Annotated in this window: 18 protein-coding genes; 7 read left to right on the plus strand and 11 right to left on the minus strand. The window is 51.6% G+C overall.

Translation table 11 applies throughout. The features are described from left to right. Nucleotides 1-9: 9 nt before the first annotated feature. The 3 genes from dnaK to AAC632_RS03520 all read right to left on the minus strand — a co-directional run bounded on the left by dnaK (nucleotide 10) and on the right by AAC632_RS03520 (nucleotide 2,917). Nucleotides 10-1,908, minus strand: coding sequence for a molecular chaperone DnaK (gene dnaK, locus AAC632_RS03510; RefSeq protein ID WP_340298097.1), 1,899 nt, complete (start codon nucleotides 1,906-1,908; stop codon nucleotides 10-12). 187 nt (nucleotides 1,909-2,095) lie between these two features. Next, nucleotides 2,096-2,524 (minus strand): ABC transporter permease, encoded by a 429-nt coding sequence (locus AAC632_RS03515; protein ID WP_340299868.1) that lies wholly within the window; start codon nucleotides 2,522-2,524, stop codon nucleotides 2,096-2,098. Nucleotides 2,525-2,530: 6 nt separating this feature from the next. Then, nucleotides 2,531-2,917 (minus strand): hypothetical protein, encoded by a 387-nt coding sequence (locus AAC632_RS03520; RefSeq protein ID WP_340298093.1) that lies wholly within the window; start codon nucleotides 2,915-2,917, stop codon nucleotides 2,531-2,533. A 131-nt stretch (nucleotides 2,918-3,048) separates the two neighbouring features. Between AAC632_RS03520 and cysQ the strand changes: the two genes are divergently transcribed. Genes cysQ through AAC632_RS03535 form a run of 3 tightly spaced genes read left to right on the plus strand, consistent with a single transcriptional unit; the run spans nucleotide 3,049 to nucleotide 5,101 of the window. Beyond that, entirely contained in the window at nucleotides 3,049-3,846 is a 798-nt protein-coding gene (gene cysQ, locus AAC632_RS03525; protein WP_340298092.1) for a 3'(2'),5'-bisphosphate nucleotidase CysQ, read from the plus strand. Beyond that, complete coding sequence (locus AAC632_RS03530; RefSeq protein WP_340298091.1) at nucleotides 3,843-4,643, plus strand: 3-deoxy-manno-octulosonate cytidylyltransferase; 801 nt, start codon at nucleotides 3,843-3,845, stop codon at nucleotides 4,641-4,643. The genes cysQ and AAC632_RS03530 overlap by 4 nt, the downstream gene beginning before the upstream one ends. Further along, nucleotides 4,640-5,101, plus strand: coding sequence for a hypothetical protein (locus tag AAC632_RS03535; RefSeq protein WP_340298089.1), 462 nt, complete (start codon nucleotides 4,640-4,642; stop codon nucleotides 5,099-5,101). The genes AAC632_RS03530 and AAC632_RS03535 overlap by 4 nt, the downstream gene beginning before the upstream one ends. On the opposite strand, the gene AAC632_RS03540 is transcribed toward AAC632_RS03535, so the two are convergent. From AAC632_RS03540 to AAC632_RS03575, 8 genes are all read right to left on the minus strand, one after another. Beyond that, on the minus strand, nucleotides 5,098-5,562 hold the full coding sequence (locus AAC632_RS03540) for a PTS sugar transporter subunit IIA (RefSeq protein WP_340298088.1): 465 nt from the start codon (nucleotides 5,560-5,562) through the stop codon (nucleotides 5,098-5,100). The genes AAC632_RS03535 and AAC632_RS03540 overlap by 4 nt on opposite strands. 39 nt (nucleotides 5,563-5,601) lie before the next feature. Continuing rightward, nucleotides 5,602-6,168 carry a ribosome hibernation-promoting factor, HPF/YfiA family gene (hpf, locus tag AAC632_RS03545; RefSeq protein ID WP_340298087.1) on the minus strand — a complete coding sequence of 189 codons (567 nt, stop codon included), beginning with the start codon at nucleotides 6,166-6,168 and terminating at the stop codon, nucleotides 5,602-5,604. Between the two features lie 204 nt (nucleotides 6,169-6,372). Beyond that, nucleotides 6,373-7,134 (minus strand): LPS export ABC transporter ATP-binding protein, encoded by a 762-nt coding sequence (gene lptB / locus AAC632_RS03550; RefSeq protein ID WP_340298086.1) that lies wholly within the window; start codon nucleotides 7,132-7,134, stop codon nucleotides 6,373-6,375. A 6-nt stretch (nucleotides 7,135-7,140) separates the two neighbouring features. Next, a complete protein-coding gene (locus AAC632_RS03555; protein ID WP_340298085.1) occupies nucleotides 7,141-7,632 on the minus strand; it encodes an LptA/OstA family protein in 492 nt (163 codons plus the stop codon). A gap of 8 nt (nucleotides 7,633-7,640) precedes the next feature. After that, a complete protein-coding gene (gene lptC, locus AAC632_RS03560) occupies nucleotides 7,641-8,234 on the minus strand; it encodes an LPS export ABC transporter periplasmic protein LptC (protein ID WP_340298083.1) in 594 nt (197 codons plus the stop codon). 9 nt (nucleotides 8,235-8,243) lie between these two features. Continuing rightward, the gene (locus AAC632_RS03565; protein WP_340298081.1) at nucleotides 8,244-8,855 is read right to left on the minus strand and encodes a ribonuclease D; all 612 of its coding nucleotides are present in this window, start codon (nucleotides 8,853-8,855) and stop codon (nucleotides 8,244-8,246) included. 150 nt (nucleotides 8,856-9,005) lie between these two features. Next, complete coding sequence (locus AAC632_RS03570) at nucleotides 9,006-9,383, minus strand: diacylglycerol kinase (protein WP_340298080.1); 378 nt, start codon at nucleotides 9,381-9,383, stop codon at nucleotides 9,006-9,008. Nucleotides 9,384-9,391: 8 nt separating this feature from the next. Further along, on the minus strand, nucleotides 9,392-11,038 hold the full coding sequence (locus tag AAC632_RS03575; protein WP_340298078.1) for a phosphoethanolamine transferase: 1,647 nt from the start codon (nucleotides 11,036-11,038) through the stop codon (nucleotides 9,392-9,394). Nucleotides 11,039-11,233: 195 nt separating this feature from the next. Here AAC632_RS03575 and AAC632_RS03580 point away from each other — a divergent pair, with 195 nt between their 5' ends. From AAC632_RS03580 to AAC632_RS03595, 4 genes are all read left to right on the plus strand, one after another. Continuing rightward, a complete protein-coding gene (locus tag AAC632_RS03580) occupies nucleotides 11,234-11,758 on the plus strand; it encodes a helix-turn-helix transcriptional regulator (protein WP_340298077.1) in 525 nt (174 codons plus the stop codon). Between the two features lie 222 nt (nucleotides 11,759-11,980). Continuing rightward, complete coding sequence (locus AAC632_RS03585) at nucleotides 11,981-12,190, plus strand: hypothetical protein (protein ID WP_340253398.1); 210 nt, start codon at nucleotides 11,981-11,983, stop codon at nucleotides 12,188-12,190. A gap of 563 nt (nucleotides 12,191-12,753) precedes the next feature. After that, the gene (locus tag AAC632_RS03590; RefSeq protein ID WP_340298076.1) at nucleotides 12,754-13,644 is read left to right on the plus strand and encodes a hypothetical protein; all 891 of its coding nucleotides are present in this window, start codon (nucleotides 12,754-12,756) and stop codon (nucleotides 13,642-13,644) included. Next, complete coding sequence (locus tag AAC632_RS03595) at nucleotides 13,644-14,075, plus strand: hypothetical protein (RefSeq protein WP_340298075.1); 432 nt, start codon at nucleotides 13,644-13,646, stop codon at nucleotides 14,073-14,075. The genes AAC632_RS03590 and AAC632_RS03595 overlap by 1 nt, the downstream gene beginning before the upstream one ends. Nucleotides 14,076-14,079 lie beyond the last annotated feature (4 nt).

The following is a 14,079-nucleotide window of genomic DNA, read 5'->3' on the forward strand; positions in this document are numbered from 1 at the left end:
ATTTCCTGATTAGGAGCGCTTTCTTTCGTCCAGATCTTCGAAATCGGCATCTACGATGTCATCATCGACACCAGATGGCTCATCACCGCCTTCGCCATCCTCGGCTTGGGCTTTATAAATCGCCTCACCAAGTTTCATTGCAGCTTCGGTCACGTTCTGGATGCCAGATTTGATCTTGCCCGCATCATCGGTCGCGATCTGTTCTTCCAAGTTTTTGATGGCCAACTCGATTGCTTCAACTGTGGTCGGATCAACCTTATCGGAGTGTTCTTCCAAGGATTTCTGGGTCGAGTGGATCAGGCTTTCCGCTTGGTTCTTGGTTTCCACCAATTCCTTGCGCTGCTTATCGGCATCAGAGTTTTCCTCAGCCTCTTTGATCATGCGATCAATATCCTCATCGCTGAGGCCGCCTGATGCTTGGATGGTGATCTTTTGCTCTTTGCCCGTGCCTTTGTCTTTTGCAGAAACCGAGACAATCCCGTTCGCGTCAATGTCAAAGGTCACTTCGATCTGCGGCATGCCGCGCGGTGCAGGTGGGATATTTTCCAGATTGAACTGGCCCAACATTTTGTTATCAGCGGCCATTTCCCGCTCGCCTTGGAAGACGCGGATTGTCACCGCGTTTTGATTGTCCTCAGCGGTCGAGAAAATCTGGCTTTTCTTGGTTGGGATGGTCGTGTTGCGGTCGATCAGACGGGTAAAGACGCCGCCCAAGGTTTCAATCCCAAGGCTTAGCGGGGTGACGTCCAGAAGAACAACATCCTTCACATCGCCCTGCAATACGCCCGCTTGAATGGCTGCGCCCATGGCTACAACCTCATCAGGGTTCACGCCTTTATGGGGTTCCTTGCCAAAGAAGTTAGACACTTCTTCGATTACCTTAGGCATACGGGTCATGCCGCCGACCAAAACCACCTCGTCAATATCGCCCTTGGAGAGGCCCGCATCTTTCAACGCGGCCTGACATGGTTTCAGCGAGCGTTTGATCAGATCACCCACAAGGCTTTCCAATTTCGCGCGGGTCAGTTTCAGCACAAGGTGCAAGGGCTGGCCGTTTGACCCCATTGAGATGAACGGTTGGTTGATCTCGGTCTGGGTCGAAGAGGAAAGCTCGATCTTTGCTTTCTCCGCCGCTTCCTTGAGACGCTGAAGCGCCATTTTGTCTTGCGTCAGATCGACATTGTTTTCCTTTTTGAATTCCTGCGCGAGGTAATTCACAATCGCCATGTCGAAATCTTCACCGCCAAGGAACGTGTCCCCATTGGTGGATTTTACCTCAAACAGGCCATCATCAATCTCAAGGATTGTGATGTCGAATGTGCCGCCGCCGAGGTCATAAACCGCGATGGTCTTGGTGTCTTTCTTGTCCAACCCATAGGCCAATGCGGCCGCTGTCGGTTCGTTAATGATGCGCAGCACCTCAAGGCCTGCGATTTTACCCGCATCTTTGGTCGCCTGACGCTGTGCATCGTTGAAATAGGCAGGCACAGTGATTACGGCCTGTGTCACATCTTCGCCCAGATAATTCTCGGCGGTTTCCTTCATCTTGGTTAGGATTTGTGCAGAAATTTGGCTGGGGCTGAATTTCTCGCCCTTTACCTCGACCCATGCGTCACCATTGCCGCCGTCAATGATATTGTAGGGAACAAGGTTCTTGTCCTTTTCCACTTCGGCATCGGTCAAACGACGCCCGATCAGGCGCTTTACAGCAAAAATTGTGTTTTCAGGATTGGTAACAGCTTGGCGCTTTGCCGATTGACCCACCAGACGTTCGTCATCGGTGTAGCCAACAATCGATGGTGTGGTGCGAGCGCCTTCAGCGTTTTCAATCACGCGCGGTTGCGCGCCGTCCATAATCGCAACACAGGAGTTTGTGGTGCCGAGGTCAATGCCAATTACTTTAGCCATCTTTTCTGGTCCCTTTTCTTCAAGCGAACATGCGGCAACGGCCCGATCTCGGCTCCGTCACTGCTTATGTATGAGCTGCTTACAACAGCCTGTTTCGGTGGCTATATAGGCAGGCACATCGCCCCCTGCAAGCAGCGCAACGCTAGGAATTTGGGAAAGATCACAAGGAATTCTACGAAATTCTTGGCTAGCGCCCCATATCCCACGACATTGAGGCCCGCTTGGTTGTGAAAAACTCAGCCATCAGGCCAATAATCAGCAGGCCACAGGCCACATAAAGCGGGTATTCCCAATTCGTATGATGCGGAAAGTAATTCACGAACCCGGCGCCGTGCATTTGGTCGACAATGTGAAACAAAGGGTTCCAATCAAACATCGAAATGATGAATCCCGGCACCATATTGGCGACAAACATCTTGCCTGACGCGACCATATTGATCCGCATATAGGCCTGTTGCACAAATCGGGTCACTTCGGGGGACCATGGGCGCATCGCGCGAAACACAAGCCCCACGCCAAAGCCAGAAAACCACGCCAAAAGGTAAATCATCAAAGCGGCTTTCCAGTTGTGGAAGGTCACCGTGCCGCTGAACGTGTGCAGCGCGAATAAAATCATCAAGAGCTAAATGGTTTGCACGTAAAATGCCGAGATCAGCGAGGATGCAATCGCCACAATTGGATTCATGGGCCCATGTTGCATCAGGGATGAGGTGTCGCCTTTTGTGGCAGAGACAGCAGCCACTGCGCGGATATGGCAGAGGTATAAATAAATCCCTGACAAGAGATACATCATGAAATCGCCGCGCAGTTTCGCCTCGCGCGCGCCGATGAAATAGAACATCAGATAAAATCCGCCGACAAACATCCCCGCCTGTAAAATGCTGATCATGATGGCCCAAAAGGCATTGTGGTGCGATGAACGCACCTTTTGAACCGAGGCGTGATAGGTCACCTCAAGCATGGAAAAGAGGCTACGCCTCATCGTATTCGTTTGTCGCGCTTCAAACATGGATGCTGGCCTTGATCCATAGATGTCGGTTTGTTTGGCAAGATATATATGATCTACTTGCCCCATCCAACGAGATTAGGATAACCGCAAAAGGCCATTTAAGGCAATCTGGTTAAGGAAATTGTTACAAAATGGATTTTGACAAGATCGAGCGCGTGTTTCGAAGTCTGGCCTTGGGGGCCGGCGAAAAAATCATGGAGGTTTATGCCTCAGATGATTTTGGTGTTGAAAGCAAATCAGATGACAGCCCCGTAACCCGCGCTGATCAGGCGGCGGATGCCTATATCTCTGCGGGTCTGCGCGCAGCCTTTCCCGATCTTGCGCTTGTGACCGAAGAACAGGCCGAAACCCATCGGCAATCCTTGCGGGATTTCATCATTGTTGACCCGCTTGATGGCACAAAGGAATTTGTGCAGCGCCGTGGGGATTTTACAGTCAACATTGCGCTTGTTTTGGATGGCCGTCCTATGCGTGGTGTTGTTTATGCGCCCGCGAAGCAGCGATTGTTTTACACCCGTGCGGATGGCAAATCGGTTGAGGAACTCACGCCCTTTAACCACGATGAAATTGGCCCGCAGAAATTGCTTTCTGTGGCAGAGGCCGACAATAGCGCTTTGCGCGTTGTCACTTCGAAATCACATCGCGATGCCGCCACGGATGCCTATATCAGTGCCTATGAAATTTCAGATTTGCGCAGCGCAGGCTCATCCTTGAAATTCTGTTTGGTTGCTTCGGGTGAGGCGGATTTTTATCCGCGCCTTGGCCGTACAATGGAATGGGATACGGCCGCGGGTGATGCAGTGTTGCGCGGTGCGGGCGGCCAGATGGTGGAGTTTTCAACCCATCAGGAACTTACCTATGGCAAGGCAGGTTTTGAGAATAGCTTCTTCATCGCCTATGCCCCAACCGTGGAGTTGATCGAGCCATGAGCGTCATTTGTGTCATACCCGCGCGGTATCAATCCTCACGCTATCCGGGCAAACCCTTGGTGCAGTTGCGTGGGGTTTCGGGCAAATCTATGAGCTTGATTGAACGCAGTTGGCGCGCCGCTTGTGCCGTAAGCGGTTTTGACGCGGTCTATGTGGCCACGGATGATGAGCGCATTCGAGACGCGGCCCAAGGTTTTGGCGCGCAGGTTGTGATGACCTCGTCCGATTGTGTGAATGGGACGGAGCGCTGCGCAGAAGCTCTCAATAATCTTGGACAAAATGTTGAGATGGTGGTGAACCTTCAAGGGGATGCGCCGCTGACGCCTACATGGTTCTTGGAGGAGTTGATCACAGGCCTACGCGCTGATCCGTCTGCGGACATTGCTACCCCCGTTTTGCGCTGTGATGGTGAAACCTTGGCCGCATTCAAAGCGGATCGTAAGGCAGGACGCGTTGGCGGAACCACGGCCGTTTTTGGCAGCGCGCACCAAGCACTCTATTTTTCAAAGGAAGTGATCCCCTACACCACGGGTATTTCTGAGGACGCCGAAGAAACCCCCGTCTTTCATCATGTGGGTGTTTACGCTTATCGCCCCGAGGCGCTATTGGCCTATCCGACATGGCCGACAGGGCCGCTAGAGACACTTGAGGGGTTAGAACAATTGCGCTTCCTCGAGTCTGGTCGCCGTGTGTTATGTGTCGAGGTTGAAGCAAAAGGGCGCAAATTCTGGGAATTGAACAACCCTGAAGATGTGTCACGGATCGAAGTCATGCTTGCGGAGATGGGCCAAGAATGAGCCAGCCGCGCGTCAGCGTGATCGTGGTCAGCCACGGACGCCCTCATTTTGCAACGGCGCGGCGCGTTTTAAGCAAAACCTACGGGCTTGTTTTGCCAAATCAAAGTGGAGCGCAAGATTGGTTACTTGAGGCGCAGCGCGCAGGATTCTTGCAATTTCTAAAATTTCTACGGGGCAATCTGGCGGGGCAAACGGGCCTTCCTGTTGATCCTGCTTGGGCCAGCCAGACTGCAATTTTGCAAGGTATGGCGCAGGTGAAATTGCTTGATCTCTTGTTGCGGGCCGAAGAATTGCCAAATGCCCTTCCTGCTTTGGCGGGACAAGATCAGGCCTTCGTTCTGCCCAATCCCTGCGATCCAAATTCGCTTTCCGAGATATACACGACTGAAATTGAGGAGGTCTGCGCCGTGGCCTATCGGCGCGACTATGTCAGTTTTGGATTTGGGGCTTGGGCTTAGGCCGCTTGGCTTTCTGCGCTGCCTGTCAACAACGTGTGCAGTGTCATTGGGTCAGAATTTGCCCGCAATTTTTCGCAAAGTTCCGCATCCCGCAATGTGCGCGACACGCGTGCTAGCGCCTTGAGGTGATCCACGCCCGTATCGGCAGGAGCAAACAGCGCAAAGACCAGATCAACAGGCTGTCTGTCTGCGGAATCAAAGTTGACGGGACGTTCGAGACGGAAAAATACGCCTGTGATTTTCGTGAGCGCCGACAAACGTGCATGGGGCAAGGCCACGCCATGCCCCACGCCTGTTGGCCCTAGGCTTTCACGCTCTTGCAGAGCTTCAAAAATTTCCGAGGCGCTGACGTCAAGCAAACCTTCAGCCACATCTGCAAGAGATTGCAGAAGCCGCTTCTTGCTTGTCACATCAGAAACAACCTTCACGCCTCGCGGCTCAAGGAGCATCGAAAGTTCCATTTGCGTGTATTCCTTACCCGTCAGGGTCATTATTTCGGTCTAGCGGGGATCAATCCAGCCGATATTTCCGTCTTCGCGGCGATAGACGATGTTTACGCCTGCGCTCGCTTCGTTTCGGAATACCAAGACAGGTGCGCCCGCCAATTCCATCTGCATTACAGCCTCACCCACAGAGAGCGAAGGGATTTTAGTTTCGGTTTCTGCGATGATGATGGGCTGTAAGGTGTCATCCGCATCATCTTCGTCTTTGTCTGTTGACGCGAGGATATACGAGGCGGCAGCGAAATGTTCAATGGGTTCTGCGCGTTCGCGGTGATGATCTTTCAATCTGCGCTTGTATCGGCGTAGTTGCTTTTCCATTTTCTCACAGCACTTATCAAAGGCCGCGTAGATTTCTGTATCGCTGCCTTTGGCAGATGCGCTGAGTCCAGTGGAAAGGTGAACATTGGATTCGCATACGAACTCATGCCCACTTTTTGAGAAAACGACATGTGAATCCGTTGGTCTTTCAGCATATTTTGCAACTGCCGCGCCAAGCCCGTCTTTCACATAAGTTTGGAGTGCTTCGCCAATATCGATTTGTTTCCCACTGATTTGATAGCGCATGTTACCTCCATTACGTAAAGATAGCGTTGAAGCGAGGTTGCAACGCTACACTATAAAAGAAGATGTCAGGGATACCGCCTGCCCAAATCTTTTTCTGCCTGCGGTCAGCAGCGCGACAGGAAATAAGAGGGTTTCGGCTCTGTCAAACATCACCCCTATTTGGCGACGAATCCCCGCCATCTGTCAACGTAAAGCAGAAGATGATCAGCCGATTTTGAAATTTTGACCCAAATAGACGCGGCGCACATTCTCGTCTTGCACGACATCTTTGGAGGTGCCGCTCATTAAGATTTTGCCGTCATGCAAGATATAGGCGCGATCCACGATCTGAAGCGTTTCACGCACATTATGGTCTGTGATCAAAACACCAATGCCGCGCGTTTTGAGGTCGGCAACAAGGCTGCGGATATCATTCACTGCAATCGGGTCAACGCCCGCAAAGGGCTCATCCAGCAACACATAGCGCGGGTTTGACGCCAAGCAGCGCGCGATCTCCACCCGCCGCCGTTCCCCACCTGACAGGGCTAGGGCGGGCGCGCGGCGCAAATGTTCAATCGAGAAATCGCTCAGCAAATCTTCAAGGCGTTTGCGCCGTGTTACGGCGTCTTTCTCGGATATCTCCAAGATTGATAGAATGTTTGCTTCAACCGATAGGCCGCGGAAAATCGACATTTCCTGTGGCAAATATCCGATGCCCGCCCGTGCGCGGCGATACATTGGCAACCGCGTCACATCGTGGCCATCCAACATTACCCTGCCACCATCAGGCGTGACCAAGCCCGCGATCGCATAGAAACTGGTGGTTTTGCCCGACCCGTTTGGGCCAAGCAGGGCCACGACCTCGCCTCTGCGCAATTCCATGGAAACATCACGAATGACGGGTCTGCGGCGATAGCTTTTGCGGAGGTTTGAAACGATCAAACCCGCTGCGCCCTCTTCGACCTTTAATGTCACCCGCTTTGCCATGACTTACTAGTTTGCCCCCTGCAAAGTTGTGCGCACACGCCCATCCACCGTGCCCTGCCCCGTGGCAATATCCAGTAGCATTCGCTCACCCGCAATAACACCGCTTTGTTGACTAACCAAAACATTGCCAATCATTTCCATTTCGTTGCGAGCTACGAAATAGGTGGCGGTTTCAGCCTCGGCTGCGTCCACACCGCGGGTAATCAAAACCCCACCCAGAGCTTGCACTTGGTCGATATCGTTTTGACCGCCGGTTTCGGCATCGGTTTGATAGAGGACGTGGATTTCAGCCGCTGAGATGCGCAAATCGCCCTGCACAGCGATCACATTGCCGCGAAATATTGCATTTCCGCTGGCGTCATCGACCTCAAGACTGTCGGAGACAACTTCGATTGGGGCGCTGCTGTCATGCGGGGTGCCGCCAAAGCCCACTTGCGTCTGCGACTGCGCAGGTTGGCCTATGGTCATCAAGAAAATAGCGATGAAGAATTGCCGCATATGCCCCCCTATTTTCCCTCGTATAGCAGCCGCACGCCACCCTGAAAATGCACAACCTGATGATCTGACGGGCCAGTGATTGCCATTTGCCCCGCTTCAAGGCGAATCCCGTCCGATGTGATCAAAACCGCCACGGGCGCGATAATGTCACCAGATGCGGCATTTATAGATAATTCCTCAGTATCTAGCCTATAGCCTTCGGGTGATGTTGCAACAATATTTCCAGTTAAACGCGTGTCAGTGGTTTGGCTATTCCATAAGGCTTGATCGGCCGTGATTTGATTGCGCCCGCCCGCTAACCGCGTTATTTCTGCCGTTACATTGGTGGCAAGAATTTGATTGGCATCTCCATCACTTGGCTCTGCGGAAGATGCGATCAATTCCACCGCATCGCCAGATCCTGTAACCATCGCAAAGCGGGGGTTGGTCATCCCTTGCTGGCCCAATTGGCCATCGGCGCTTCGCGTGGCAAGAGGTAACGCTTGGTTCGGATCAGGGCGCCCCGAAAACAGAAACATCAGAGACAACACCACCAAAGCAGCAAGCGGAAGAACCAACTTGCTGAATGTTATGATCCGAGAATAGGTGGCACCTTGGGGCATGGGGTTGGATCAATGCGCAAAGATGTCAATCTCTGGCCATCCCGCCAAATCAAGCTTGGCACGGGTTGGCAGGAAATCAAAACACGACTGCGCCATCTCTTGGCGGTTCTCACGGGCGAGCATGGCGTCAAGTTTATCCTTGATCTGGTGCAGATACAGCACATCCGAGGCCGCGTAATCCTTTTGGGCATCGGTCAAATGGCTTGCCCCCCAATCAGAGGATTGTTGATATTTTGACATATCCACGCCAATCAATTCTTGAGCGAGGTTCTTCAGCCCGTGCCGATCTGTGAAGGTGCGCACCAGTTTTGAGGCGATCTTTGTGCAATAGACAGGGGCGGCCAAAGCACCAAAGCGATGATACATTGCCGCGATATCGAAACGCCCGAAATGAAATAATTTCAGCGTGTTCGGATCCGTCAAAAGCGCGCAAAGATTTGGGGCTGCTGTTTGATCTTGGGTGATCTGCACCAAATGCGCGTTTCCATCCCCGTCAGAGAATTGCACCAAACACAGGCGGTCACGATGTGGGTTTAACCCCATTGTCTCGCAATCAATCGCCACAATCGGCCCCAGTTTTAGACCTTTAGGAAGGTCGCCAAGATAAGTATGGATGGTCACGTGTCTAGCCTTTCACGGGCGGATATGGTGATGCCCTCTTGCGGCCATCTTTGCCCATTTCCCATCTGATTACGAATAAAAATTGGGTATAGGCGGTGCCCATTGGGGTCAAGGCAATGATCTGTAAATTTATGACCAGTGATGCAGGGGTTACAGGTCGAGGAAAATGAACGCGATATAGCCAGCCACCACCAGAGACACGAGGCCAACGGCGAGCGATCCCAAATCCTTGGCATTGCGTGCGGCCAGCGACCATTCTGGAGAAATGCGATCAACAATTTCTTCAATGGCTGTGTTCAGCGCCTCTGTTGCGAAAAGCATTAAGAATAAAGAGCCAAGTGTAAAAATTTGCGCAGGCGCAGCGCCAGAAAAACCAACCGCCCCAATCGCGAGAACGGCAACGCCGACCTCTAATTTGAAGGCGGTTTCGCGCCAAAGGCGGCGCAACCCCGCCATAGAAAAACCCGCTGCGTCTATGATATGCAAAAGACCCTGTCGGTTTTGGATCTGTTTTTCAGGCTTGTTCATCGATGTCCTCATCCCGCATCTGCGCTGCACGCCGTTGTGATATCAAGGCGAGGGTCGCGCGCTTCGGTGTCCAAATTCAACAGGCCGAGCATAGAGTGGAAAACCATATCTTGCGATGTGCCTGAGTTGCGATTGCTTTCCAAACAAGTCTGATCAATCCCAAAGCGCGATTGATAGGATTGCCCAAGCCAAACAAGAAACGGCACATGGGTCTGCACATCAGGGGCCATGAATCGGGGCAATCCGTGCAAGAACACGCCGCCCTCGCCAAGGCTTTCGCCATGGTCGGAAATATAGAGCATGGCTGTGTCAACATTCTGTGCTTGGCTCAGGCGTTCGATGGCACGTGCGAGGACATAATCCGCTTCTATGATCGTGTTATCATAGGCATTGATAATCGCTTGATCCGTACAATCCGCAAATTCAGCAGATCGGCAGTCTGGCGTAAACTGTGCGCGACTTTCTGGATAGCGCATGAAATAGGCAGGGCCGTGGCTGCCGATCATGTGCAGAATCAACAAGGTATTGCCCGTGGCAGTCTCTAAAACCTGATCAATGAGGGGCAAAAAGATGGCATCTGTGCATTCACCGGCTGCACAGGCATCGGGGTCCCATGTTGCGTCAACCTTGGCCCAGTCTAGGCGCTGCATCACGGTTTGATCGCCTGTGTTATTGTCCCACCATTGCACATCGAACCCCGCGCGCGAGATTACATCCACAAGGTTTTCTGATGCAAAATACCTATCCCGCGAATAGTCGTCTTGGCTGAAGGGCGAAAACATACAAGGCACAGAAACGGTCGTGACGGTGCCGCAAGATGTGGTGTTCGGAAAATAGATTACATCCTCGCGGGCAGCCAGATTTGGCGTTGTGTTTCGTGCATATCCTTCAAGGCCGAAATCCGTGGCCCGTGTCGTTTCACCGACAAACAGGACAAAAACCAGCGGCTTGTCCGAATTCGAAAGCTGCGCCCCTTGCGCTACATCTTCGCCAAGGGGGGCGACTTCAATTCTTCCTGTGGCATATTCATGTTTGATAAACTTAGCCACCGACAGCAGCGTTGCACCTGGCTGATAGGATTCCATCAAAGCATGATTTTCCCGCAACACGGATGAGTAGGTTTTATAGTTCGTAAAGAGAAATCCAATCACCAAGGCAAAGCTAACAACGACCCCGAGCGGATATCGCCAAAGTTGATGGATAACCCGCGCCCGCCGCACGGGAATTTTCCACAAAACCAAAACGGGCAGGACGCCCCTCAGTCCGATCTTCAGAACCATAGATGCAGTTATGAGGTGACGCGATTCTGCGACTGTCGTTTCCAAAGTGCTGCGCACCATTTCTTCATCAATGAACACGCCAAAGGTTGTTTGGAAATAATCTGCGGAGGTGGAAATCAGGATCAAGACCGCCAGAAAGGGCTTTTGCAGAACGCTTGGCCCGATCAATTCAAGCAGCAATAAGGTCAAGGCGCCCACAGCCGCGGCCAAGCCGATGGCAGCAAGAAGATCTCCCTCAAACAGGCTCATCAGTCTTTGCCAAAAGGCGGTATTGAGCAGCGCCATAATATAGGTCGCCCCAGCTAAGTTGAGGGCAAAATGGGGAAGGCCGTTGCGCAACATAGTATTGCGCGTCTCTGGTGTCGGGTCTTGCACGGGCTGCACCTTGCGTGGTCGTTTCGGGATGGGGCGTGTCGCAGGCTTGCAGATACTTATAGGTTTTGGTCACGCCAACTGAACCACGGTAGTAAAGCCTGTGGATTATATCTTTGGTTTAGTCCGATCTTAGGCTACCGATGGCGGCAAGATTTCAGTATAATGAAGAAGTTGCACAGAGTTTCGGGATCCCTTATGCCAAAACCCATGTTTCAAGAAGAAAAGGCCCTGAAATTTACGTCTTTATTTCTGCTTGGCAGCGTTTTGTTTTTCGTATTCGACATCGTAAGTGACCTTTACGAGCGGTTGATAGCCCGCAACGCGCCGAGTTTTCTTGATTTGGTGCATCTCACCTTCGAAGTTGCATCGGCGGCCGCATTGATCTTGGCCATTCGCGTTTTGTTGCGGCAGCTGCGCCTGATGCAGGAGCGAAATATCGCTCAAACAGAATCGCTACGCCTGCTACGCGGTGAAATGGATCATTTCGTACGGAATAAATTCACGCATTGGGGGCTTAGCCCCGCTGAGCGTGATATCGCGATGTATATGCTGAAAGGCTTGAGTATTTCCGAGATTGCCACCGCCCGCGCCACCGCTGAGGGCACAATCAAGGCGCAAAGCTCGAGTATTTTTCGAAAAACGGGCGTAAATTCCCGCACCGAATTGATGAGCCTGTTTATGGACGAATTTCTAGACGTCGTACCAGAGAGCAATCTCTGAGCGGTTTGCGGCATTTCGATTTTTGGGATTGGTGCCCAGGAGAGGCATCTAGCCAACTATCATAAGCCTTATAAATAAGGGCATTATTAGCCTACTATCCAAGCGTTGTGTAGCAAAACATATAACGTTGTGTAGCAAAAAGCTTGACATCAGAGACTATTTCTGATATAACTATACGCACAAACCATTCCCCTAAATCGCTATAACTAAGGAGGTTCGCAGATGCGTGCTTTATCAGTCGATTCCTTTGCTGAGGCACTGGCAGTCAGACGCCTTTTCCCAAACTGGTATTACACGAACAGGTATCAGCAGATTATCGTTGATGCGGCTAAATCAAACCCTGATTTCTTCGAAGCTGACACCTATGAGGGAGCGAGCTTTGCTCGCGTCACCGACAGTTCAACCACACCCACAACTTCGGAGGCCGTATGAATCTAGTAGCTGCAATCATTCAGGCTCAGGATAGAGCCGCTCTGAAACCTGCCTTCGCAGAGAAGGTCGAAATCGTGACCTGCCTTTTGCGTGCCAAGCAGGTTTTGCCTTTTCGGAGATCAATCCAGAACGGTCATAGGCATCACGAACTGGCTGGCGCAATAGCCCTAGCTCACGAGTTGAACACCACCCTTGATATTCGACATCGTTCTGCGGCCCTGTATCATGCAGATGGTCAGAGTACGATGATCCCCAAGTGGCTAACACGATGCTTGGAGACTGGGATTCTTGAAGCCGACAATGCGAACAACGTGCCGCATGGGAAACTCCGTGTTACTAATCTCGTCAGCAGGTTTGTAGCCTGACACGGCTATCATTCATTTAGCTTCAGTAGACATGGCCCTGAGTAGCGCTATTCATCTGTTAGCTAAAGTGGCTACGAATAATACCTAAATAACCATACATTATCAGTAGTCTTTTGCTGCTGATACCGCACCCCTGCTTTAGCAGTTGCAGGTGCAACCAATCATCCCATGACAACATAACGATAAGGAGCCGCACTCATGACAGGCTTTATGAGCAGACCAATGGGCAGTAACCAAACCATCCTCGAAGACTTACGATCACGCCTATCACTCAACGTATCACGTGATGCTGAAACACTTTTGGCTTCCATGCCTGAAGAGCAGCAGAACGCTATTCTAACAATGGCTAAAGAAGCTAATCGTTCCATGCGGTTTAGTCGTGTGTCAGCCGCACAAGCTATTACACGCCTTTATCCCAACGCAGACATGGACAAGCGCAAGGTAATCTTGGCGTTACTGAATGCTGAAGAAGAAGCTCCCAACGTCCAAGCACGACAGGCTGAACTTGATAGGGCTTACACGCAGTGGGAAACATTGCCGCCACTTGAAGAAGTCTTAGCTCGTGGCCCCTCCTTCAGAAGCACACGCAATAAAGCCAGTAGCCAGACAGAAGCGTTAATCTCTAGGCCACAGCGCTCAACGCCTGCCTATACTAGTAACGATAAGAATGACGATGCTTCCAGTTTCATGGACGCTCTCACAGCCAGTGAGTCAGGCGGTAGGGCTGATGCTGAATACACCACACGTGATGGACGCAGATATGTAGGACTTTTGCAATTCAGTGATGCCAGACTGCAGGACTATCGTAACGCTACAGGAGAGACATTCACGCAGGACGAGTTCGTGCAGGATGTAGAGCTACAAGCCAGAGTTTCGCAGTGGCACGTAGCAGACATCGACAAAGCTATTGATGATCTTGGAAGTGAGGCTGCTGGCTATGACAGGGATGGGTTACGTGCGATTGCTCACTTAGGCGGACAAGGTGGGATGCGCAGGTTTGTCAGGAGTAATGGCAGCTACAACCCCAGTGATGAACTTGGCACATCATTGTCTGACTACTACGCCAGATTCAGCAGTGGTGCGTCCTGATGAAACACGAAGCAAACTTTGAACCTGCATCCACCTATGAACACTCACCGTTGAATACTGAGTTGTTTGGAGATTACGAGTTGCTAATAGATGAATGTTTCGGTGGCTGTCGTGACATGAAGCAAAAGGTTGCTAAGGCAGATAAGCTCAAACGAGGTGGCATATCTATCTTGCTCAACGCTCTGAACAACAGGAAGATTAAGCTAACTCCGTTCCAGCATAGATTGGTGCTGCAGCTAAAGGAGGATCACGATTACTGGATGTCTCGTCAGTCTGACCTGAAGAACATTAGCCTTCGAGACAACGGTAACTATCAGGTCAAGGTAACAGTGGAGCATAACCGCTACTCCTCCACCTTCGAGACTTTAGAGGAAGCTGAGTATTGGCGTGACAGAATGCTGACCCTAAGTGCCGATATAAAGACATGCTAAGTTA

The sequence above is a fragment of the Roseobacter sp. HKCC-CH-9351 genome (assembly GCF_037830295.1).
Taxonomy (GTDB): domain Bacteria; phylum Pseudomonadota; class Alphaproteobacteria; order Rhodobacterales; family Rhodobacteraceae; genus M30B80.

Excerpts from the sequence above, each read along its gene's own strand:
- dnaK (WP_340298097.1), bottom strand. The coding sequence starts at position 1,908 with ATGGCTAAAGTAATTGGCATTGACCTCGGCACCACAAACTCCTGTGTT.
- AAC632_RS03515 (WP_340299868.1), bottom strand. The coding sequence starts at position 2,524 with ATGATTTTATTCGCGCTGCACACGTTCAGCGGCACGGTGACCTTCCAC.
- AAC632_RS03520 (WP_340298093.1), bottom strand. The coding sequence starts at position 2,917 with ATGTTTGAAGCGCGACAAACGAATACGATGAGGCGTAGCCTCTTTTCC.
- cysQ (WP_340298092.1), top strand. The coding sequence starts at position 3,049 with ATGGATTTTGACAAGATCGAGCGCGTGTTTCGAAGTCTGGCCTTGGGG.
- AAC632_RS03530 (WP_340298091.1), top strand. The coding sequence starts at position 3,843 with ATGAGCGTCATTTGTGTCATACCCGCGCGGTATCAATCCTCACGCTAT.
- AAC632_RS03535 (WP_340298089.1), top strand. The coding sequence starts at position 4,640 with ATGAGCCAGCCGCGCGTCAGCGTGATCGTGGTCAGCCACGGACGCCCT.
- AAC632_RS03540 (WP_340298088.1), bottom strand. The coding sequence starts at position 5,562 with ATGGAACTTTCGATGCTCCTTGAGCCGCGAGGCGTGAAGGTTGTTTCT.
- hpf (WP_340298087.1), bottom strand. The coding sequence starts at position 6,168 with ATGCGCTATCAAATCAGTGGGAAACAAATCGATATTGGCGAAGCACTC.
- lptB (WP_340298086.1), bottom strand. The coding sequence starts at position 7,134 with ATGGCAAAGCGGGTGACATTAAAGGTCGAAGAGGGCGCAGCGGGTTTG.
- AAC632_RS03555 (WP_340298085.1), bottom strand. The coding sequence starts at position 7,632 with ATGCGGCAATTCTTCATCGCTATTTTCTTGATGACCATAGGCCAACCT.
- lptC (WP_340298083.1), bottom strand. The coding sequence starts at position 8,234 with ATGCCCCAAGGTGCCACCTATTCTCGGATCATAACATTCAGCAAGTTG.
- AAC632_RS03570 (WP_340298080.1), bottom strand. The coding sequence starts at position 9,383 with ATGAACAAGCCTGAAAAACAGATCCAAAACCGACAGGGTCTTTTGCAT.
- AAC632_RS03580 (WP_340298077.1), top strand. The coding sequence starts at position 11,234 with ATGCCAAAACCCATGTTTCAAGAAGAAAAGGCCCTGAAATTTACGTCT.
- AAC632_RS03585 (WP_340253398.1), top strand. The coding sequence starts at position 11,981 with ATGCGTGCTTTATCAGTCGATTCCTTTGCTGAGGCACTGGCAGTCAGA.
- AAC632_RS03590 (WP_340298076.1), top strand. The coding sequence starts at position 12,754 with ATGACAGGCTTTATGAGCAGACCAATGGGCAGTAACCAAACCATCCTC.
- AAC632_RS03595 (WP_340298075.1), top strand. The coding sequence starts at position 13,644 with ATGAAACACGAAGCAAACTTTGAACCTGCATCCACCTATGAACACTCA.